The sequence below is a fragment of the Glycomyces buryatensis genome, assembly GCF_004912275.1.
GTDB lineage: Bacteria > Actinomycetota > Actinomycetes > Mycobacteriales > Micromonosporaceae > Glycomyces > Glycomyces buryatensis.
In genome coordinates, this window is record NZ_STGY01000067.1 from 201888 (window position 1) to 221224 (window position 19337).

At 68.7% G+C, this 19337-nt stretch carries 16 protein-coding genes; 8 read left to right on the forward strand and 8 right to left on the reverse strand.

Annotated elements, in window-relative coordinates:
- Positions 1–13 precede the first annotated feature (13 nt).
- Together FAB82_RS19210 and FAB82_RS19215 are read left to right on the forward strand one after the other, a co-directional pair.
- Positions 14–598 (forward strand): SigE family RNA polymerase sigma factor, encoded by a 585-nt coding sequence (locus FAB82_RS19210; protein ID WP_246039720.1) that lies wholly within the window; start codon positions 14–16, stop codon positions 596–598.
- Entirely contained in the window at positions 591–1745 is a 1155-nt protein-coding gene (locus FAB82_RS19215; RefSeq protein ID WP_136536153.1) for a TolB-like translocation protein, read from the forward strand. The genes FAB82_RS19210 and FAB82_RS19215 overlap by 8 nt, the downstream gene beginning before the upstream one ends.
- 69 nt (positions 1746–1814) lie before the next feature.
- Here the strand turns inward: FAB82_RS19215 and FAB82_RS19220 are convergent, their stop codons facing one another.
- From FAB82_RS19220 to FAB82_RS19230, 3 genes are all read right to left on the reverse strand, one after another.
- Positions 1815–2018 carry a cold-shock protein gene (locus FAB82_RS19220; RefSeq protein ID WP_136536154.1) on the reverse strand — a complete coding sequence of 68 codons (204 nt, stop codon included), beginning with the start codon at positions 2016–2018 and terminating at the stop codon, positions 1815–1817.
- 263 nt (positions 2019–2281) lie between these two features.
- A complete protein-coding gene (locus tag FAB82_RS19225) occupies positions 2282–4186 on the reverse strand; it encodes an ABC transporter ATP-binding protein (RefSeq protein ID WP_136536309.1) in 1905 nt (634 codons plus the stop codon).
- A gap of 179 nt (positions 4187–4365) precedes the next feature.
- Positions 4366–4620: a helix-turn-helix domain-containing protein gene (locus FAB82_RS19230; protein WP_136536155.1), complete on the reverse strand. Its 255-nt coding sequence runs from the start codon at positions 4618–4620 to the stop codon at positions 4366–4368.
- Between the two features lie 104 nt (positions 4621–4724).
- Here FAB82_RS19230 and FAB82_RS19235 point away from each other — a divergent pair, with 104 nt between their 5' ends.
- A complete protein-coding gene (locus FAB82_RS19235; RefSeq protein WP_136536156.1) occupies positions 4725–5954 on the forward strand; it encodes a hypothetical protein in 1230 nt (409 codons plus the stop codon).
- A gap of 56 nt (positions 5955–6010) precedes the next feature.
- Here the strand turns inward: FAB82_RS19235 and FAB82_RS19240 are convergent, their stop codons facing one another.
- Positions 6011–7630 carry an ABC-F family ATP-binding cassette domain-containing protein gene (locus FAB82_RS19240; protein WP_136536157.1) on the reverse strand — a complete coding sequence of 540 codons (1620 nt, stop codon included), beginning with the start codon at positions 7628–7630 and terminating at the stop codon, positions 6011–6013.
- A 339-nt stretch (positions 7631–7969) separates the two neighbouring features.
- Between FAB82_RS19240 and FAB82_RS19245 the strand changes: the two genes are divergently transcribed.
- Entirely contained in the window at positions 7970–8824 is an 855-nt protein-coding gene (locus tag FAB82_RS19245) for a M23 family metallopeptidase (protein WP_136536158.1), read from the forward strand.
- Here FAB82_RS19245 and FAB82_RS19250 read toward each other — a convergent pair.
- The 3 genes from FAB82_RS19250 to FAB82_RS19260 are packed head-to-tail and all read right to left on the reverse strand — an operon-like array spanning position 8821 to position 13789.
- Complete coding sequence (locus FAB82_RS19250) at positions 8821–9861, reverse strand: SAM-dependent methyltransferase (protein WP_211116689.1); 1041 nt, start codon at positions 9859–9861, stop codon at positions 8821–8823. The two genes, FAB82_RS19245 and FAB82_RS19250, sit on opposite strands and share 4 nt — an antisense overlap.
- Before the next feature lie 53 nt (positions 9862–9914).
- Positions 9915–10913, reverse strand: a complete 999-nt coding sequence (locus tag FAB82_RS19255) for a LacI family DNA-binding transcriptional regulator (RefSeq protein WP_246039721.1) — start codon at positions 10911–10913, stop codon at positions 9915–9917.
- Positions 10910–13789, reverse strand: coding sequence for a glycoside hydrolase family 3 protein (locus tag FAB82_RS19260; protein ID WP_136536160.1), 2880 nt, complete (start codon positions 13787–13789; stop codon positions 10910–10912). The genes FAB82_RS19255 and FAB82_RS19260 overlap by 4 nt, the downstream gene beginning before the upstream one ends.
- 98 nt (positions 13790–13887) lie before the next feature.
- Between FAB82_RS19260 and FAB82_RS27210 the strand changes: the two genes are divergently transcribed.
- Positions 13888–14031, forward strand: a complete 144-nt coding sequence (locus FAB82_RS27210) for a hypothetical protein (RefSeq protein WP_168801673.1) — start codon at positions 13888–13890, stop codon at positions 14029–14031.
- A gap of 77 nt (positions 14032–14108) precedes the next feature.
- On the opposite strand, the gene FAB82_RS19265 is transcribed toward FAB82_RS27210, so the two are convergent.
- Positions 14109–15359 (reverse strand): ROK family protein, encoded by a 1251-nt coding sequence (locus FAB82_RS19265; RefSeq protein ID WP_211116690.1) that lies wholly within the window; start codon positions 15357–15359, stop codon positions 14109–14111.
- A 238-nt stretch (positions 15360–15597) separates the two neighbouring features.
- On the opposite strand from FAB82_RS19265, the gene FAB82_RS19270 reads away from it, so the two are divergent.
- The 3 genes from FAB82_RS19270 to FAB82_RS19280 all read left to right on the forward strand — a co-directional run bounded on the left by FAB82_RS19270 (position 15598) and on the right by FAB82_RS19280 (position 19294).
- The gene (locus FAB82_RS19270; protein WP_136536161.1) at positions 15598–17289 is read left to right on the forward strand and encodes an extracellular solute-binding protein; all 1692 of its coding nucleotides are present in this window, start codon (positions 15598–15600) and stop codon (positions 17287–17289) included.
- Positions 17290–17369: 80 nt separating this feature from the next.
- The gene (locus FAB82_RS19275) at positions 17370–18353 is read left to right on the forward strand and encodes an ABC transporter permease (protein ID WP_136536162.1); all 984 of its coding nucleotides are present in this window, start codon (positions 17370–17372) and stop codon (positions 18351–18353) included.
- Positions 18350–19294, forward strand: a complete 945-nt coding sequence (locus FAB82_RS19280; protein ID WP_136536163.1) for a carbohydrate ABC transporter permease — start codon at positions 18350–18352, stop codon at positions 19292–19294. Before FAB82_RS19275 ends, FAB82_RS19280 begins: the two co-directional genes overlap by 4 nt.
- The last annotated feature ends 43 nt before the right edge of the window (positions 19295–19337 follow it).

Genomic DNA, 19337 nt, shown 5'->3' on the forward strand with positions numbered 1-19337 from the left:
ACGGAATCCGATCGTGAGTGGACCGATTGCCCAATCGGGCGCGCCTCCGGCCGCGCCGCCCGGCGAGTTCGAGGAGTTCGTCAAGGCCAGGTCGGGGGCGCTGTACGCGTCCGCGTTCCTGCTCACCGGCGATCGCGGGCTCGCCGAGGACCTGTTGCAGGACGCGCTTGCTCGAACGTGGCGTTCGTGGAAGCGCCTGCACCGCAGCGAGAACGCCGAGGCCTATACCCGTCGCACCATGTACCACCTCGCGGTCAGCCGTTGGCGCCGCAGGAAGGTCGCCGAAGTCTCAACCGAGGCGTTGCCCGAAGCGTCCGGGGAGGATCCCGACACCGCACTGCGGCTGGCGATTCACGGCGCGCTGCTGTCGCTGCCGGTCACGCAGCGAGCCGCGATCGTGTTGCGTTACTTCGAGGACCTGACCGAGGCCGCCGCGGCGGAGACGCTCGGCTGTCCGGTCTCGACGCTGCGGGCCCGGACCCAGCGAGGTCTGAAGCGCCTGCGACAGGGCTTCCCCGAACTCGTACTCGAAATCGCCGATTCCCCGGCGCGCCTGGAACGCCGGTTCAACCCTCAGAACGGAGAATCCCATGCCTGACTCGCTTCGCGAACTGCTGCAACGCCTCGCGGCCGAGGGCGGCACTCCGCCGCAAGACTTGACCGCCGGTGCGATGAAGAAGGCCCGCGTCATCGGGCGCCGACGGATGGCCGCCGGTGCGCTCGGGGCGGTAGCCGGACTCGCCTTGACGGGCATCGCGGCCGCCGCGCTCATCACCCCCGGCGACGACTCGCCGCCCCCGCCGACCAATCGGGAGACGACCGAGGCGCCCACCAACTCGCCGACCGACGATGAGAATGAGGCTGAGGGCGACTGCGGGCGCCCGAGCACGGACTGGACCGGCTGGGGCGACTCGGCTTCGACGATGGAACTCACCGAACTGCCGGAGGCGCTGTATCTGGAGCTCACCTGGTCCGATGGCACTCTCACGCAGGTCCATCGGTACGCCGGCGGTGACTCCGAATACGTCCTCGAAGGCGAGTCCATGGGTTTCTCGGTCGCACCGGACGGCAACCGCTACGCGACAACGCCGATGTGCGGCATGGCGATCGCGACGATCGGCGAGAACGCCGCGGCGATCACCGGCCTGGGAATCGACTCGCTCTTCTGCAGCCCGACCTGGGCTCCCGACTCGAACTCGGTGGCGATCACGGTCCCCAGTCCGGAATACGACGAGGGCTACCTGCTCGACCTCGCGACGGGCGAGCAGACCGACCTGCCCGAGGAGGTCTCCTGCTCCCCAAGGTGGTCCGCGGGCGGCGAGTACCTGGTCAACGGGGAGGGCACGGTCGCGATGCGGACGGACGGCTCGGACCGGACCGAGCTGGCGGGCGCCTCGACCTGGACCTCGGACGAGACCTTCTCGGGCCTGTCCGCGATCTCGGCGGACCTCGGCCGGGCCTGCCTCCAGTTCGACGACGCGGAGCTTGCATCCTCTGGGCACATCGACCCGTGGCGATGCGACCGCCTCGTCGACACCGCGTCCGGCGACGCGATCGGCCTGCCGGTCGATACCCAGGAGAACCAGGTGGTCTTCCTGGCCGACGGCGGCATGATCGTCTCCGGCCGCTCGGGTGAGGACATCACGGTCTCATTGATGGACGCCGATATGAGCCTGCTCGACAGCCGGACGCTCGACGCTCAGGACGCGAGCACGACCCGCCTGATGGGTTACTACACCGGATAAGGACCCGGACACGTTAGAAGCCGCTGTCCCTAATGAGAGGGCAGCGGCTTCGTGTTCCTAGAGTTTGAGCTAGAGGACGCGCAGGTTTGCGGCCTGCGGACCCTTCTTGCCCTGCTCGACGTCGAATTCCACCCGCTGCTGCTCCTCCAGGGAGCGGTAACCGGAGCCGCTGATTGCGGTGAAGTGGACGAAGATGTCCTGGCCGTCGCCGTCCGGGGCGATGAAACCAAAGCCCTTCTCCGCGTTGAACCACTTAACAGTGCCTTGCGCCATTTACTACTATCCTTGCGATGTTGAGTTTCAGACCGGCAACCGGTTTTCCCAGGGGGATTAATCACCTAGTCGAACTGGCAGTTGACCCGATCCGAATTATTGCCGCCATTACTGACGCTTCTTCACCGAGGCAGGTTGCCCCACGCCGGTGACCCTTGGACTTTACAGCACTTTCGACCGCCCGCAACCGCCTGGCGGGGAAATTCTGTTCATATTCGCGGTTTTGCGCCAGGACAGTCCACTTCCGCGGGCGTGTGTATGTTTCACATCACTGCTTCCGTGGGTTCCGGTGCCGGCGCGTCCGCTCCGCCGGCGAACTGCGTCCGGTAGAGCTCCGCGTAGAGGCCGTGGCGCGCGACCAGTTCGTCGTGGGTCCCGCTCTCGACGACCTCGCCCTCTTCCAGCACCAGGATCTTGTCGGCGCGGCGGACCGTCGAGAAGCGGTGGGCGATCACCAGGGAGGTGCGGCCCTCCAGGGCGGTGTCGAGGGCGTGCTGGACGGCGGCCTCGGATTCGGAGTCGAGGTGGGCGGTGGCCTCGTCCAGGATGACGATCGGCGGGGCCTTGAGCAGGACCCGCGCGATGGCCAGGCGCTGCTTCTCCCCGCCGGAGAAGCGGTAGCCGCGCTCCCCGACGACGGTGTCGAGCCCGGATTCGAGGCGGCGGACGACGTCGCCGATCTGGGCCCGGTCGAGCGCCGCCCAGATCTCCTCGTCGCTCGAGCCGGGACGGGCGTAGCGCAGGTTCTCGCGAACGGTGTCGTGGAACAGGTGCGCGTCCTGCGTGACCATGCCGATGTGGTCGGCCAGGGAACCGAGCCGGAGTTCGCGCACGTCCACGCCGCCGACCTCGACCGAGCCTCCCGTCACGTCGTACAGGCGCGGGACCAGCGAGGCCGTGGTGGTCTTGCCGGCGCCGGAGTGGCCGACGAGCGCGACCAGCTCCCCCGGCTCGACGGCGAAGGAGATGCCGTTCAGGACGGTGCGGCTGTTGTCGGAGCGGTCGGGGCGGGCCAGGTCCTCCAGGCTGGCCAGCGAGACCTCTTCGGCACTGGGGTAACGGAAGTGAACGTCCCGGAAGGCGATCGAGGCGGCCCCGTCGGGCAGGTCGCGGGCATCGTCGGCTTCGCGGATGAGCGGCCTGAGGTCGAGGATCTCGAAGACGCGCTGGAAGCTCACCAGCGCGCTCATGACGTCGACGCGCACGTTGGACAGGGCCGTGAGCGGCCCGTAGAGGCGTGTCAGCAGCAGAGCGAGGGTGACGACGGTGCCGGCCGACAGCTCCCCGCCGAAGACGAAGGCGCCGCCGAGACCGTAGGCGAGGGCCTGGGAGAGCCCGGCGACGACGGTGAGCGCGACGATGAAGGTGCGGGCGTACATCGCGGTGGTGATGCCGATGGAGCGCACCCGGTCGGCCTTGTCGGCGAATTCGGCGGTCTCGGTGGCGGGACGCCCGAACAGCTTGACGAGCATCGCGCCGCCGACGTTGAACCGCTCGGTCATCTGGGTGTTCATGGCGGCGTTGAGGTCGTAGCTCTCCTTGGTGAGCGCCGCGAGCTTGCGGCCGACCCACTTGGCCGGGATGATGAAGACCGGCACCAGGACCAGGGACAGCAGGGTGATCTGCCAGGACTGGAAGAACATGACGCCGAGGGTGAGCGCGACGGCGATGCCGTTGGAGACGAGACCCGAGAGGGTCGTGGTGAAGGCCCGCTGGGCGCCCATGACGTCGTTGTTGAGGCGCGAGACGAGCGCCCCGGTCTGGGAGCGGGTGAAGAACGCGACCGGCATGGACTGGACGTGGTCGAACACGGCGCGGCGCAGATCGAAGATGATGCCCTCGCCGAGCTTCGCCCCGTACCAGCGCTGGATGAGGGAGATGACGCCCTCGACGACGGCCAGGCCCGCTATGATCCCGGCGAGGATGAGGACGCCGCGCTGGGTGCCGCCGGTGCCGGTGAGCTCGTTGACGATGTCGCCGGCCAGCACCGGGGTGGCCACGCCGATGCCGGCGGTGACGGTGACGACGAGCAGGAAGACGGCGATGTCGCGCGCGTAGGGCCGGCCGAACTCCAGGATGCGCCGCTTGACGCCTCGCGTGAGCTTGACGCCCTTGAGGTCGTCGCCGCGCCGAAGGGAACGCATCGCGTCCCAGCCGGCAGGTCCCATCGATGCCACTCAGTGCCTCCCGGGTCGGGCGCCCAAGGGCCGGAGTCGGTGTGGGGCTTGGGCTGGATCGTGCTCAGGATGTTCTGAGCATGATTATCAACGCAGCCGAGCTCGCGGTTTATTTCACGGTGTCCGGAGATGACACTGGCGACTGTGGCCGCCTGAATTCGGCGGACCGATCAGGGTCTGGTGGCTTTGCGCGCGCCTCCCCTGGTGCGGAATTTGACGTCGGCCTCGGTGAGGAGCCGGTGCACGAAGCCGTAGGAGCGCCCTATGGTGGAGGCGATGTCCCGAATGCTCCGGCCTTGATCGTAGGCGGTGGCGACGTATTCGGTCAGCTCGCGGCGCTCGTCGCCGCGGACCTGGCGATTGGGGTCGGTCCTGGCGGAAGCGCCTGCGGTTCCGCCCTGGGGTGCGGGAGTGTCGGGGCCCATTTGTCCTTCCTTGAGCACGGACGGTGATCGAAGTGTCTTGTGAAGTTTGCCGGAGTTCTTACGCCCGGCGGTCAGTTCTGTCGGATACCCGATAGTTTCGTGAAGTGACCGCACCGCAGACTCCGTTCGCCCGCCCGGTGGACACCCTTGCCCATACCCGGCTGCGACACGATCGCCTGCGCGACATAGCAATCTGGCTCTCACTGCTCGTCGTGACGCTGATGCTCGCCTCGGTCGCCGTCTCGACCTCCGAGGTGATCGGACCCGCCACCCTGCCGTGGTGGCCCGCCCAGAACCTCTCGCTCCACGTCACCGCCGGCATGGTCGTGGCGCCGTTGACGGCGGCCGTCGTCCTCGTGACCGCCTCCCGCCCGGCCGCCGCCCGAATGTCGTGGCCGGGCCTGCTGGTGCTGTCCTATCTGGCCTCGATCGCCTGGTCGGCGGCGCTGCACACCAATGTCGACCCCCAGACCTCCCCCACCGCCACCGCCGGGTCGGCCCGCGCGATCGAGCAACTGGTGGCCTACACCGGTTCTCGCGCCGGACTCGCCATCGCGGTGATCGCCCTGTCCTGCCTGGCCGTTCCGCTCACGCTCGTCGCGGTCCGGTCGGTGTGCGGGCCGGTCGCGGCGCGGGCGCTGTCGCCGGTCGTCATCCTCGGCCCCTGGGCGGCATGGACGACGCTGGGCATCGACGGCGTCGCCGCCGCCGCTTGCGCGGGCGTCCTGGCCGCCGGGGCCGTCGCCTCCGAGCGGCGCGTCAAGGGCCACGACGCGTTCTGGGGCGCGGCCGGGGCCGGGGCGCTGCTGGGGATCGCCTCACTGCTGTCCTATGCGGCCGCGTGGTTCGCGGTCTCGTTGCTGTGCCTGTACTTCGCCCGCCGCCGCCCGGTCCAGATCATGGTCTCGGCCGCGGCCGCACTGGGGATCCTGGCGTTCGCCGCGGCCCTCGGGACGTCCTGGCCCTACGGGCTGGTCGACACCTACAACGCGGCCATCGGCGAGATCGCGGCCCATCCGGGCCAGTTGTGGTGGCTGCTGCTCATGCCGGCGCTGGCGCTCATCGCCTGTGGTCCGGCGGTCGTGGAAAGCTTGCGGCGCTTCGGATCGAGCTCGGCATGGCCGCTCATGATCGGCCCGCTCCTGGCGCTCATGATCGCGCCGCTCTCCGGCTCGAACCCCGAACAGCCCGAATACGGCTGGGTGGCCCTGTGCCCGTGGCTCGTCGTGGCCGCCACCGCCCCGGCCGTCCGCTCAGGCCGCTCGGTCAAGGCGCCGTTGATCTCGGCGGCCGCCGGGGCCTGCGCGGCCGTCGTCCTCATGTTCTCCGGCTGACGCGAAACGGCCCGCAGACCGCCGAAGCGGAATTCGGGCCGTGAACGCGTTGGGGCTTAAGCGAGTTCGACGAGTTCCATTAGATCGTCGGACCAGAGGTCCTCGTCGCCGTCGGGGAGCAGGATCGCCCGCTCGGGACGCAGTGCCTCCACCGCGCCGGGGTCGTGGGTGACCATGACGATCGCGCCGGAGAAGCCGTCGACCGCGTCGAGCACCTGCTGGCGGCTGGCCGGGTCCAGGTTGTTCGTCGGCTCGTCCAGCAGCAGCACGTTCGCGCCGGAGCTGACCAGGCTGGCCAGGGCCAGGCGGGTCTTCTCGCCGCCGGAGAGGACTCCGACCGGCTTGTAGACGTCCTCGCCGGGGAACAGGAAGGCGCCCAGGATCTTGCGCAGGTCGGCGTCGGCCAGGTCCGCGCCGTTCGCCGCGGCGGCCGACTGCATCTGTTCCAGGACCGTCCCGGTGTGGTCGAGCGTGTCGTGCTCCTGCGCGAAGTAGCCGATGCGCAGGCCGAAGCCCGGCTCGACCTCGCCGGTGTCGGGTTCGAGCGTCCCGGCCAGCATGCGCAGCAGGGTGGTCTTGCCCGCGCCGTTGAGGCCCAGGATGACCACGCGCGAGCCGCGGTCGATGGCGAGGTTGACGCCGGTGAAGATCTCCAGCGAGCCGTAGCTCTTGGACAGCCCGGAGGCGGTGAGCGGGACCTTGCCGCACGGTGCCGGTTCCGGCAGCCGCACGTCGGCCACCTTCTCCTCCATCAGGTCCTCTTCGAGGTCGTCGATCATGGCCTCGGCGCGGCGCAGCATGCCCTTGGCGGCCTTGGCCTTGGTGGCCTTGGCGCCCAGCTTTGCGGCCTGCTTGGTGAGGGTCGCGGCCTTCTTCTCGGCGTTCTGGCGCTCGCGGCGGCGGCGCTCGGCGTCCTCGGCGCGCTGGCGCTGGTAGGACTTCCAGCCGAGGTTGTAGGCGTCGATGACCGAACGGGTCGGGTCGAGGAACCAGACCTTGTTCACGACCTCGCCGAGCAGTTCGACGTCGTGCGTGATGAGCACGAGGCCGCCCTTGTGGCCGGCGAGGAAGCCGCGGAGCCAGTTGATGGAGTCGGCGTCGAGGTGGTTGGTGGGTTCGTCCAGCAGGAGGATGCCGTCGCCGTCGTCGGCGAAGAGGATGCGGGCGAGCTCGACGCGGCGCCGCTGACCGCCGGAGAGCGTCTCCAGGGTCTGGGCGAGGATCCGCTCCTCGAGGCCGAGGTTGGAGCAGATGCGGGCGGCCTCGGACTCGGCCTGGTAGCCGCCGCGGGCGGAGAACTGCTCTTCGAGGCGGGAGTAGCGGCGCACCAGCTTGTCGCGCTCGGCGTCGTCGGCGGCCTCGGCCAGCGCGACCTCGGTCTTGGCGAGGTCGGACAGGAGCTGGTCGAGCCCGCGGGCCGAGAGGACGCGGTTGGCGGCGGTCTGTGTGAGGTCGGCGAAGCGCGGGTCTTGCGGCAGGTAGCCGAAGGGGCCGTTGTTCTCGATCTTGCCCGTGTACGGCTGGGTGAGGCCCGCGAGGACGTTCATGGTGGTGGTCTTGCCGGCGCCGTTGCGTCCGACGAGTCCGATCCGGTCGCCGGGCTGCACTCGCAGATCGGCCCCGGACAGGAGGATGCGCGAACCGGCGCGCAGCTCAAGGCCCGTGGCGGTGATCATGGCACTCCTTCAAGACTGGATCGGTGGTCGAGCGGGTGAGCGCCGACCGGAACGTCTGCCGGACCGGGCGCGTTCCCTGGCGCGGGCAGACAGAGTCAAGCTTAGGCGGCGGCGTGCGTCACGGTCATCCCGATATCGGGCGTGCGCCGGGCCTCCCCGGTTCACCGGGCGGCTCAATGTGCAACCGTACGATCACGATCCGTTATTCCCCTCCTCCTTTCGGGGGAGGCGGCGCGGACCCCGGGTGCCGACCTGCGAAGCAAGGGGACCAGTTCGGACGTTGTATCACCTGGTCATGGGCCGCTTGTCCGATTCGGACCCTGTAGGTTTCCCGGTTCTATGGCTAAACACGATGACACTCCCGAGTTCTCCAACCGCCAGCTCCGCAGCCGCCGCCTCCGGGCCGTACTGCGACTGAGGCGGATCCGTAATGAACGTCACGGCTGGCGCTACGTCACCGCCGGGCTGGTCGGCATCATCGCCGCCGGTTCCGTGATGTCCGCGGTCTCTGGGCACAGTGCTGCCTCCGAGGCGGCCGAGGCGGACTCGACCGAGCAGGTCGAGTTCGTGCAGGCCTCATGGGAGGTCGACTCCGTGATCGATGAGATCACCGCCGCGCAGGCGGCCGCAGCCGAGGCTGCCGCGGCCGAAGCCGCCGCTGCCGAAGCCGCCGCCGCTGAGGCCGCCGCAGCCGAAGCCGCTGCCGCCGAGGCCGCGCAGAAGGAGGCCGAGGAGCAGGCGGCCGCCGAGGCCGAGGCCGAGGCCCAGCGCCTGGCGGAGGAGGAGGCGGCGGCCGCCGAAGCGGCACGACCGGACTGGATCTCCCCGTCCGACTCCTCGATCACCTCCACCTACGGCGAGCGGTGGGGCAGGCTCCACGCCGGACTCGACTTCGGCAACAACACGGGCGACGACATCTGGACGATCGCCGACGGGACCGTCACCTACGCGGGCTGGATGGACGGCTACGGCAACTTCGTCGTGGTCGACCACGGCGACGGCGTCACGACTGCCTACGGCCACGCCACCGAGGTGCTGGTCAGCGTCGGCGACGAGGTGTCGCAGGGCGACGTGGTCTCCCTGACCGGTTCGACCGGCAACTCCACCGGCCCGCACCTGCACTTCGAGGTCCGCATCGACGACGAGCAGGTCGACCCGATGGGTTGGCTGGAGGAGCGGGGCGTCGAGCTCTAGCTCGTCAGTTCGTCGAGTCTCCTGGCGATGACCGTGATCTCGTGCCGGTTGTGGCGCAGTTGGCGGGCGTGCAGGATCTCGTAGGCCGTGCCGAGGTCCTTCAGGCACTCGTCGATGGTGAACAGGGCCGCATTGCTGGTGCCGGTCTTGAGCGTCACGATCGCCAGCGCGCCGGGCTTGAGGTGCGGGGCGGCCTGGACCATGAGCGAGCAGCTGAGCGCGGGGTCCATGCGCATGTCGTTGACCGCGATGTCGAACTCGGTGCGATTGCTGTGCAGGAAGCGGCCCGCGGTGAGGTTCAGGTGCTTGATCTGCGGGTCGCCTTCGAGGCGGGCGTCGAGGTCGCCGGGGTCGACGGCCCAGACCTTCATGCCGCGCCCGCGCAGGATGCGCGACCAGCCGCCGGGTGCGGCGCCGAAGTCGACGGCCCTGCCGCCCCTGGGGAGCTTCAGGCCGAACTCGCGGATGGCCTCCTCGAGTTTGAATTCGGCGCGCGAGATCTGGTCCGAGCCCTTGGAGAGGCGGACGCCGCCGCCGGGCCAGTCGCTGAGTGAGTCGCGGGTCTCGTTGATTCCCAACAGGATTCCGCGTGGGGTGAGGCAGCAGGACAGGACGTGGTCCCGGCCCGACTTGACCACCTTGTACCCGGCCTCACCGAGCTTGTCGGCGATGGCGGAGAAGACCGCGGCGGGGCCGAATTCGTAGTCGGAGCGGCCGGAGGCCCACACCTGCACGGCGAGGGACTTCTTGATGCCGGATTCCCGCACCGCCGCCAGGGCGGCGTCGGCGACGTCGGCGAGCTCGGCCTTGGTCTCCAGCATGGCGACCTCGGTGGTGAGGTGGCGCGGGAAGACCAGCGGGGCGTCCTCGCAGCGGTCGGCGACCTCCTGCGCGGACAGGCCGGGTGCAACGATCGCGAACAGGTCGGGCCCGATCGGCTCGATCTTCGCGGTGGGGCCGAAGTCGCGCTCCAGTTCCTGCTTCGCCAGGGACATGGACTCTTCGGCCGCCGATACGACTACTCGCTGCTCACTCAACACGCGGCCATCCTCCCACACCACCCGCGCCGCTCGGAGCGCGAACGCCCTCGTCAGCGGGTGGTGAGCTGGGGTTCGACCAGGGTCGAGTCCGGGACGTCCTCGCCGTCGAGCTTGCGCATGAGGTGTCTCACGGCGATCTCGGCCAAGCGCTCGGCCGGGACGAGCACCGAGGGCAGGTGCGGGTGCACCCGCTCGGCGACCTCGTCGGGGCCGATGACGACCACGTGGAAGTCCTCCCCCACGCGCTTTCCGGCGTCGGCGAGCGCGTGCATCACGTGCCCGACGGCAGGTTCATTGTGGACGGCCAGGCCGGTCAGCTCGGGACGGGCGACCAGGAGCTCTTTCACGGTGCGCTGCACCGAGACCGCATCGTCGGGGCAGGGCCAGACCTCGGCGTGGGCCCGGCCTGCGGGGCCGCCGAGGAAGCCCTCGCGGACCCGTTCGGCGAAGCCGGTGCGGCGGGCGTAGACGGCCTCGGAGGCGCCCAGCAGGGCGATGTCGCGGCAGCCGCGCTCGACCAGGTAGTCGGCGCAGACCCGTCCGGCGGCGGTGAAGTCGAGGTCGACACAGGTCAGCCCCTCCGCGTCGGCCGGGAAGCCGATCAGGACGCTGGGGAGCCCGAGCCGCCGCAGTGTCTCCACTCGGGGGTCGCGGACCTCCACGTCCATGAGGATGAGTCCGTCCACAATGGCCGAAGCGGCGACGCGGGCGAGCCCGGCCGGTCCCTCGTCGGCGGTCATCAGGAGCACGTCCTGGTCCGCGCGGCGGGCCTCGGTGACCGCGCCGGAGGCGAACTGCATCAGCACCGGCAGGTGCATGCCGTCGCGCAGCGGCAGCATCATCGCCACGACCCCGGCCCGCCGCGACGCCAGGGAGCGCGCCCCGGCGTGCGGGTGGTAGCCGAGCTCGGCGACCGCGTCCATGACGCGGCGTGCCGTGGCCGGGGAGATCGATCGTTTTCCGCTGAGCACGTAAGAGACCGTGCTGGCGGCGACGCCGGCTCGGGCGGCCACCTCGGCGATGGTGACCCCGCGCGGGCCGGCCATCACTCGGCCCGTCCGAAGCTCAGCGACGCCAGGCGGACCGGGCCGTTCTCGAAGGTCACGTAGAGGTCCTTAACGCCCTCGACGGCGCCGAGTTCCACGCGGGCGTCCGCGTAGTCGTAGACGCCGGCGGTGGCCGGGGTGTCGATCTTGGCGAGGACGTCGCCGTCGAGCGGGTCGTCCACGCGGAGGGTCAGCTGCGCGCCGGGACCGGCGACTCGGGCGGTCACGGTGGAGTATCCGGGTTCACTGTGCCCCTGCCCGGCTCCGCCGGCCTGAGGTGTGGTGGCGGAGCCGAAGTCACAGTCGCCCAGCATGATCCAGCCGCCCGCCTCTTCGGCGGCGATGACGTCGCCACTGGTGCGGTTCTCGTCGCGCCAGTCGACTCCGGAGTACGCGTCGTTCGCGCTGGCGGCCAAGGGGACCGAGAGGTCGCGGGCGCCGACGGTCTCGCCGTCGATGCGGACCGAGGCCGAGAGCACGATGTCGGTGGCCGAGCGGCCGATCATGAGCCGCTGGCGGCTCTTCTCGACGATCATGCGGCCGGTGACATTGTCCCAGTGGGCGAGGTCGTCCACGGCGACGGTGAAGGACACGGTGCGCTGCTCGCCGGCGGCGAGGCGGATCTTCTCGAAGCCGCGCAGCTGCCGCAGCGGCTGCTTGACGCGCGATCCGCACTGGTGGGAGTAGAGCTGGACGACCTCGACGCCGTCGCGGCCGGAGGTGTTGGCGACGTCGACCTGGACGGTCAGCTCGTCACCGGATCCGGCGCGCTCGTGGTCGACCTTCAATGCGCTGTAAGCGAAGTCGGCGTAGGACAGGCCGTGCCCGAACGGGTAGAGCGGCTGGCCCAGGTAGTACATGTAGGTCGCGTCGGAGGCGATGATGTCGTAGTCGAGCATCGCCGGGAGCTCGGCGGCGTCGGTGTACCACGTCTGCGGCAGGCGGCCCTCGGCGTCGCGGTCGCCGTAGAGGACGTCGGCCAGGGCATTGCCCCACTCCTGTCCACCGTGGCCTGACCACACGATCGCGGGCGCGTGCTTGGTCGCCCAGTTCGCGGCGAAGGGGTATGAGGAGGCCATGACCAGAATCGTATTCGGATTGACCTCCAGGACCCGCTTCAGCAGCCACTCCTGGGCGCTCGGGATCTTCAGGTCGCGGCGGTCCTCGGTCTCGCGGCCGTTGACCAGCGGGTGGTCGCCGACCACGACGATGGCGATGTCGGCCTCGCGAGCCAGGTCCACGGCGACGTCGTGGCCCTTGACCACGATGTCGAGATCGAGGGGGGCCGCGTCGACGATGTCCGTCACCATGACCAGGCGTCCGTCCTCGATGCCGATCCATTTGCCGGATTCGGCGCCCTCGGCCCGATGGACCTGTTGCAACGCGAACTTTCCGACCTCGACGTCGTGGAGGCGAAAGGTCTCATGGACGTCGAACTCGTGCGGACCGACGGAGTCGGCGCCGACGGTGCCGTCGAGCCTGCCGTCCAGGAACTTGGCAGTGGCGACGTTGCGGATGGTGTATGTCCAGTCGCCCCAATCGATCAGGTCGAACTGGGTGGCCGCTCCGGTGAAGTCGGTCAGGGTCAGTTCGGCGCCGTCGGACGAGGCGGTGAGATTGCCGTCCTTGTGGCGCAAGCGAATCCGGTCGACACCCTCACTGGAGACGACCTCGGCGCGCTCGGCGAGCGCGTCCCGCGCAGTGACCGAGTACGGCAGGGTCCCGGAGTACCAGTCCTGCATGACGGTGTCGGCCAACGGGCCGAGCACGGCGATCTTCTTCGGGGACTTGAGCGGGAGGATGCCGTCGTTCTTCAGGACGGTGATCGACTGGGTGGCGGCCTCGCGGGCGAGCGCCTGGTGCTCGGGGGAATTGACGGCTTCGTCGCCGATGCCGGCGTACGGGTCCTCGGGATCGAACTCGCCGAGCCCGAAGCGCACGAACAGGTTCCGGCGCACGGCGGTGTCGATGTCGGCCTCGTCCAGCAGCCCGCGTTCGAGCGCGGCGTGGAGGTGGCCGAGCACGGCGTCGGGCTTCTCGTCGTCCTGGGTGAAGGAGTCGAGCCCGGCCTTGACGGCGGCGGCGTACGCGGTGGGCAGGTCCTCGAAGTAGCCCTGAATCTGCGCGAGGTTGTTGGGCGCGTAGGCGTCCGAGACGATGAAGACCTCGTCGGTCGTCCAGGTGCGCAGCTCGGTGTTGACCAGCGGGGTCACATGCGCGGGGCGGCCGTTGACGAGGTTGTAGGAGAGCATGACGGCGACCGCGTCGCCGCTGGCCAGGGCCGGGCGGTGGGCGGCGAACTCGTATTCGCGGAGGACGCGCGGCGGCATGTTCGAGGAGGTGATGTAGCGGTCGGCCTCGTTGCCGTAGGCCAGGAAGTGCTTGAGGGTCGGGGCGGTCTTCCAGACGGTCCCGTTGTCGCTCTTGAGGCCCCGCGAGTACGCGGCGCCCATGACGCCGGTCATCCACGCGTCCTCGGAGTAGCCCTCCTCATTGCGGCCCCAGCGGGGGTCGCGCAGCGGATTGACCGTCGGCGCCCACACGTTGCGCCCGGCGCCGGCCGAGTCGCGGTGGTGGTAGGCCAGGACCTCGTCGGCGGTCGCGGCGCCCACGGATTCGACGAGTTCGGGGTTCCAGGTGGCGCCGAGGGCGACGACCTGCGGGAAGACGGTGGCCTCGCCGAGCCAGGCAAGCCCGTGCAGCGCCTCGGTGCCGGTCTTGAACGGGCCCATGCCGAGTCGGGGAACCGGCCGGTGGTACTGGTGCAGCAGCCCGACCTTCTCGTCCAGAGTGAGACGGTCGAGCAGATCGGCGATTCGTTCATCGCGGGGGCGGGCGGGGTCGCGGAAGGCGGGGGCCTGGTCAGCTGAGTTCGTCATGTGGAGACTTCCTTGGGGACGTCGCTGTCGTTGTCGAAGCGCTTCGACTTTGCAGATGCCGGGACTGCTCACGCGTTTCGAAGCGCTTCGATTCAGGAATGTATGAGTTCTACACCTGCGGGCGCATGGCAGTCAAGGTCGAAGCGCTTCGACAGCGGGTGCGTATCGGTCTAAATCGCCGCATCGCAGCTGCGCTACCAGCGGCGACGAATGAAGTAACAGTTCAGAAACAAATGGCTTGAGAAGCAGGTGGGTGGCCGCTCGCGCGATCATTGAACGGGGGGTTCCCAGATGCCCGATTCGAAGGCAAGCGCCGGAATCATGTTCCGAGCGGGGTCGGCATGAGGCCGGCGTCGATGTCGTTGAGGATGCCGGTGGCGGCGCCGAGCGCGGGCGCCTCGTGCCCGAGCGTGGAGACCACGAGCTTCACTCCCCCGGCACCGGAGGCGTGAACGCGTTCGGCCAGTTCGGATTCGGCGGCGGGCACGATCCACTGACTCAGCGCCTGGTAGTGGCCGCCGAGGACGACCGCCTCGGGGTTGAGCAGGTCCACGGCCACCGCGATGCCGGCCCCGAGGGCGCGGCCGATGCGGGCCAGGGCCTCGACGACATCGGATTCGCCGGCGCGGGCTCGGGTGACGATGTCCTCGACCTCGGCCTCGACCTCGGTGCCCGCAATTCTGTCCGATTCGGACAGTTCACTCAGGAGCGTGTGAATGCTGGCGAAGTCCTCGACTCGTCCGACGCGTCCGTCGACCTCGACGCGGAGGTTGCCGAACTCGCCGGCGAAACCGGTGGCACCGCGCCGCAGTTCGCCGTCGACGATGAGGCCCGAACCGAGGCCGATCTCGCCGGTCAGGTAGATCATGTCGGCTATCCCGGCCCAGGCGCCGAAGCGCTGCTCGGCGACGGCGCCGAGGTTGGCGTCATTGTCGGCGGTGACGGCGTACTTGGGGTCGCGCATGGCGCTCTGGAGGCGCGCGGTGAGGTCGAAGTCGGTCCAGCCGAGCATCGGGGCGCGCTGGACGACGCCGTCGGTGTCGACCATGCCGGGGACTGCGACGGCCAGACCGAGGATCTGACGACCCTCGGAGTCCATCTTGTCGACGGCTCGCTTGGCGAGCCCGGCGAGGGCGGAGACGGACTTGCCGGGCGTCGATCCGCTGCCGTCGTGGGCACGGCGCCAGGACAGGAGCCGGTTGCCGGCCAGGTCGACCGCGACGAGGGTCATGTAGTCGACGTTGACTTCGACGCCGAGGGAGGCGAAGTAGCCGGTGTCGACGCTGAGCAGCACGGCCGGCCGGCCGATATTGCCTATGACGGAACCGGATTCGCGCAGCACGCGACGCTCGATGAGCTCGGCGACGAGGCTGGAGACGGTGGCCTTATTGAGCCCTGTCTTGGCCGCCAGGTCGGCGCGGGAGCACCGGACCTCGGCGCGCACCTGACGCAGGACGTAGCCGAGGTTGTTGGCCCGCACGTCAGTGAAGTCGGCGCGCTTGGCGCGGACGTTCCCGCTCCGGGGCTCGTCACCGACTCCGGCCGACTTCGCCGCAATGCGCATCGCCATGTCTGCTCCTCCTGCTGCACTCGTGGCTCATTCTCTTCGATGGCGACAACCGGTCGGTTACTGCCCCAGGAGGGCCGTCGAGTTCCCGAATCGTGATCGATTCGCGATGGTCTCTCGGGACCCCTGGGCTTGTACCGGATATCACTGTGCGCTACTTTAGTTTATCGAGCAGCCGAACTAATTACCGGCTCTCGAACCTCTCAACCCTCACGAAGAACATGACCGAAAGGACAGCAACGTGGCTACTCCCTCCCGCAGGTCGCCGTTCAGGCGCCGCTCCCTGTTCAAGGCGGCCGGACTCGGCGCCGCCGGAGCCGCCGGACTGCCCGTGATCGCCGCTTGCAGCGACATCGAGTCCGGCGGCGGAGGCACCCAGGTCACCGAGGGCCTGGACTTCCTCCCCACCTACAAGGAATGGCCGCTCCCGGTCCAGCCCGACCTCATCGGCGAGCCGCCGCACCACCCCTCGGGCTTCACCGTCCACCCCGAGGCCGTCCAGGCGATCACCGAGGTGCCGGAGAACAGCGGAACCTATGAGCTCACCGTGCCCAACTGGGGCGAGGGGCCCAGCGGGGACGACCCGTACTTCCAGGCGGTCTCCAAGGCATGGGGCGGCACGAAGATCAACCTCCGATACGCCGACGGCAACGAGTTCGCCGAGACCTCGGTCCAGTGGCTCCAGGCCAAGGAATTCGGCGACGCCATCCACATGTTCAGCTGGATGCTGCTGGCCCACACGGACTTCCAGAACACGGTCCCCAACACCTTCTACGACCTGACCGACATCCTGAAGGGCGACATCTCCGAGCGCTGGCCGCTGCTGGCCGGACTCCCGACCTCCTCCTGGGGCAATTCGGTCTGGGCGACCGACCCCGAGGACCCGGAGACCTCCCGCATCTTCGGCATCCCCGGCCCGGCCTCCGGCGGTCCCGGCAACGGCATGTTCGTCCGCACCGACCTGCTCGCGGACGCCGGTCTGGACAAGCCGACGACCATCGAGGAGTTGCTCGAAGTCGCCCGCGAGTGGACCGACGGATCGGCCGGCAAGTGGGCCTTCGCGGGTCTCGACTACTACACACCCATGTGGTTCGGGCTCCCCAGCCGCGACAACTGGTGGTTCGACGAGGAGCAGGACAAGCTGCTTCACCGCTCCGAGATGCCCGAGTACAAGGAATGGCTCGAGTTCCGGCGCACCCTCTGGGACGAAGGGCTCGTCCACCCCGACGCCCCCACCGGGACGTTGGACACCCAGGCACTGCACAAAGAGGGAACGATCCTGTTCCAGCAGGACGGCATGTCCTGGTGGGGGGGCTACACCGACCAGGTCAACAGCGGCGAGGCCGAGGGCGACATCGAGCCGCTCGGGCCGCTGGCCGCCGAAGGGCGCACCCCGCTGGTGCACGTCAACTTCGGCGTCGACGGCTGGACCTTCCTCAGGAAGGACCTCGAAAAGGAGCAGGTGGAGGAGTTCCTGGACGTCGCGAACTTCTGCGCCGCACCCCTGGGGACCACCGAGTACGAACTGCTCATCTACGGCGTCGAAGGCGAGCACTTCGAATACGGCGACGACGGCACCCCCGTCTACACCGAGACCGGCACCGCCGTCGTCAACGCACCGGTCAACTTCAAGACGATCGCCCGCGTCCAGAACTTCCTGGCCGGGGGCGCCGACAGGGTCCAGCGCGTGTTCGACTACAACGCCTCGGTCCTGGAATACGCCGAGGTGGACATCTTCGAAGGGCTCCGGGTCGAGGGCCCGGCCGCCTTCAAGGACGCCCGCGCCACCCTGGAAGACCAGGAGAACGACGTCTCATACGGACGGGCCGAGCTGTCCGAGATCGATTCGATGGTCGAGGACTTCCTCGCCGCCGGCGGCGAAGAGGCTCGCGAGCACTACACGGCCGCTTACCGGACGGCCCAAGGCGAGTAATGAACGGCCGGGCGGCGTGACGCCGCCCGGCCACGACTCGCTCCCCGTACCCGGACCTCACGACTGGACGCAGACAAGCGATGGCAGCTCTACACACCACAGCACCACCAGCATCGGGGCAAGCCTCCCGAACAATCCCCATCAGACGCAAGCGAAGCGTCCGGCAGCGCCTCCGGCACGACTGGCCGCTGCTGCTTCTGACGCTTCCCGCACTGCTGCAACTGGCGGTGTTCTTCTACTGGCCCTCGTCCTGGAACATCATCGCGTTCATGGACTACGACCCGAACCGGGCCTTCTGGGAGAACCCGTTCGTGGGCTTCGCATGGTTCGAGCGCCTGTTCTTGAGCCCGTACTTCGTGCCGGCGCTGCTCAACACCCTCAAGTACGCCTTCGCCCAGCTGATGTTCGTGTTCCCGCTGTCGATCGCGCTGGCGCTGCTGATGCACAGCGTCGTCTCCACCAAGATCCGCAGCATCTTCCAGTCGGTCGTCTACCTGCCCTACTTCTTCTCCTGGGTCCTGGTCGTCACCGTCTTCGTCCAGATGCTCGGTTCCGACGGCCTGTTCAGCAACCTCCTGTTGGGCGTCGGCGGCGACCGGCTCACCTTCACGTCCGACCCCGAGACCTTCACGCTGCTGGCCTGGATGCAGTGGTCATGGAAGGACGCCGGCTGGGGCATGATCATCTTCCTGGCCGCACTCGCCTCGATCAACCCGAGCCTCTACGAGGCGGCCGCGGTCGACGGCGCCAGCCGCTGGCGGCGCCTTTGGCACATCACCCTTCCGGGGATCCGGCCGGTCATCATCCTGCTGCTGATCCTCCAGATCGGCGGCATCCTCAGCGTCGGCTTCGAGCAGTACCAGCTCCAGCGCGACGCCATCGGGTACCAGACCACCGAGGTGCTCGACACCTTCGTGTACTACCGCAGCGTCATCGGCACCGCGGGCGCGTCCTTCGGCACCGCGGCGGGTCTGTTCAAGGGCGTGATCGGCCTGATCCTGGTCCTGGTCGCCAACAACGTCGCGCACCGCCTCGGAGAGCAAGGGATCTACCAGAAGTCATGAGTACCGTCGATCTCCAAGCGCTGAATCGGAAGCGCAAGAAGAACACCCGGCCGGTCTGGGACGACGAGCCGTCCCGCCTGGGCAAGCTCTCCAAGGCCGCATTCCTGATCTGCTACGCGGCCGCCATCGTGGTGCCCATCTGGGCGATCGTGGTCACCAGTCTCGCCAGCGAGGAGGCGATGAACCGCGCCGGCGGCAACCTCCTGCTCGTGCCGACCGACCTGAGCCTCCAGGCCTACCGTGAGATCTTCAGCGGCGGTGCCCTGACCGAATCGCTGGTCCTGACCATCATCCTGACCGCGGGTGGCACCGCCCTCAGCATGGTGCTCACCATCGGCGCCGCCTACGGACTCTCGCGTCCCGGAACCCTGATGCACCGGCCACTGCTGATGCTGGTGCTGTTCACCTTCCTGTTCGCGCCGGGCATGTACCCCCAGTTCCTGGTAGTGCAGAAATTGGGCCTGTTCAACTCCTACCTGTCGCTGGTTCTGCCGATGGCGCTCAACGCCTTCAACCTGATCGTGCTGCGGGCGTTCTTCATGAACAGCGTGCCCGGCGAGCTCATCGACGCGGCCAAAATGGACGGGGCCGGAGAGTTCCGGCTCCTGTTCAAGATCGTCCTGCCGATGTCGAAGGCGATCCTGGCCGTCATCGCACTCTTCTACGCGGTCGGGTACTGGAACATCTACTTCTCGGCCGTGCTGTACGTCCCCGCCCAGGACGTCCAGCCGATCCAGGTGGTGCTCCAGCGAATGCTCATGTCGACGCAGGGCCTGCCCGGCGCGGCGGGCCAGGCCAGCCAGTACCAGACCGCCGCCGCCCCCGACTCGGCGCTGAAGATGGCCGTCGTGGTCTGCACGATCATCCCGATCGTGATCATGTACCCGTTCATCCAGAAACACTTCACCAAGGCCGTCATCACCGGCGCGATCAAGGGCTGACGCGCGGAGAGTCTTCCAGGGCCGTCTCCCCTCCGGGAGGCGG

Bases quoted from the DNA above. Each gene is read 5' to 3' on its own strand.
- FAB82_RS19230 (WP_136536155.1), bottom strand. From the start codon at position 4,620: ATGGGCCCCGACACTCCCGCACCCCAGGGCGGAACCGCAGGCGCTTCC.
- FAB82_RS19225 (WP_136536309.1), bottom strand. From the start codon at position 4,186: ATGGGACCTGCCGGCTGGGACGCGATGCGTTCCCTTCGGCGCGGCGAC.
- FAB82_RS19275 (WP_136536162.1), top strand. From the start codon at position 17,370: ATGGCAGCTCTACACACCACAGCACCACCAGCATCGGGGCAAGCCTCC.
- FAB82_RS19245 (WP_136536158.1), top strand. From the start codon at position 7,970: ATGGCTAAACACGATGACACTCCCGAGTTCTCCAACCGCCAGCTCCGC.
- FAB82_RS19215 (WP_136536153.1), top strand. From the start codon at position 591: ATGCCTGACTCGCTTCGCGAACTGCTGCAACGCCTCGCGGCCGAGGGC.
- FAB82_RS19280 (WP_136536163.1), top strand. From the start codon at position 18,350: ATGAGTACCGTCGATCTCCAAGCGCTGAATCGGAAGCGCAAGAAGAAC.
- FAB82_RS19260 (WP_136536160.1), bottom strand. From the start codon at position 13,789: ATGACGAACTCAGCTGACCAGGCCCCCGCCTTCCGCGACCCCGCCCGC.
- FAB82_RS19240 (WP_136536157.1), bottom strand. From the start codon at position 7,630: ATGATCACCGCCACGGGCCTTGAGCTGCGCGCCGGTTCGCGCATCCTC.
- FAB82_RS19220 (WP_136536154.1), bottom strand. From the start codon at position 2,018: ATGGCGCAAGGCACTGTTAAGTGGTTCAACGCGGAGAAGGGCTTTGGT.
- FAB82_RS19265 (WP_211116690.1), bottom strand. From the start codon at position 15,359: ATGGCGATGCGCATTGCGGCGAAGTCGGCCGGAGTCGGTGACGAGCCC.
- FAB82_RS27210 (WP_168801673.1), top strand. From the start codon at position 13,888: ATGTATGAGTTCTACACCTGCGGGCGCATGGCAGTCAAGGTCGAAGCG.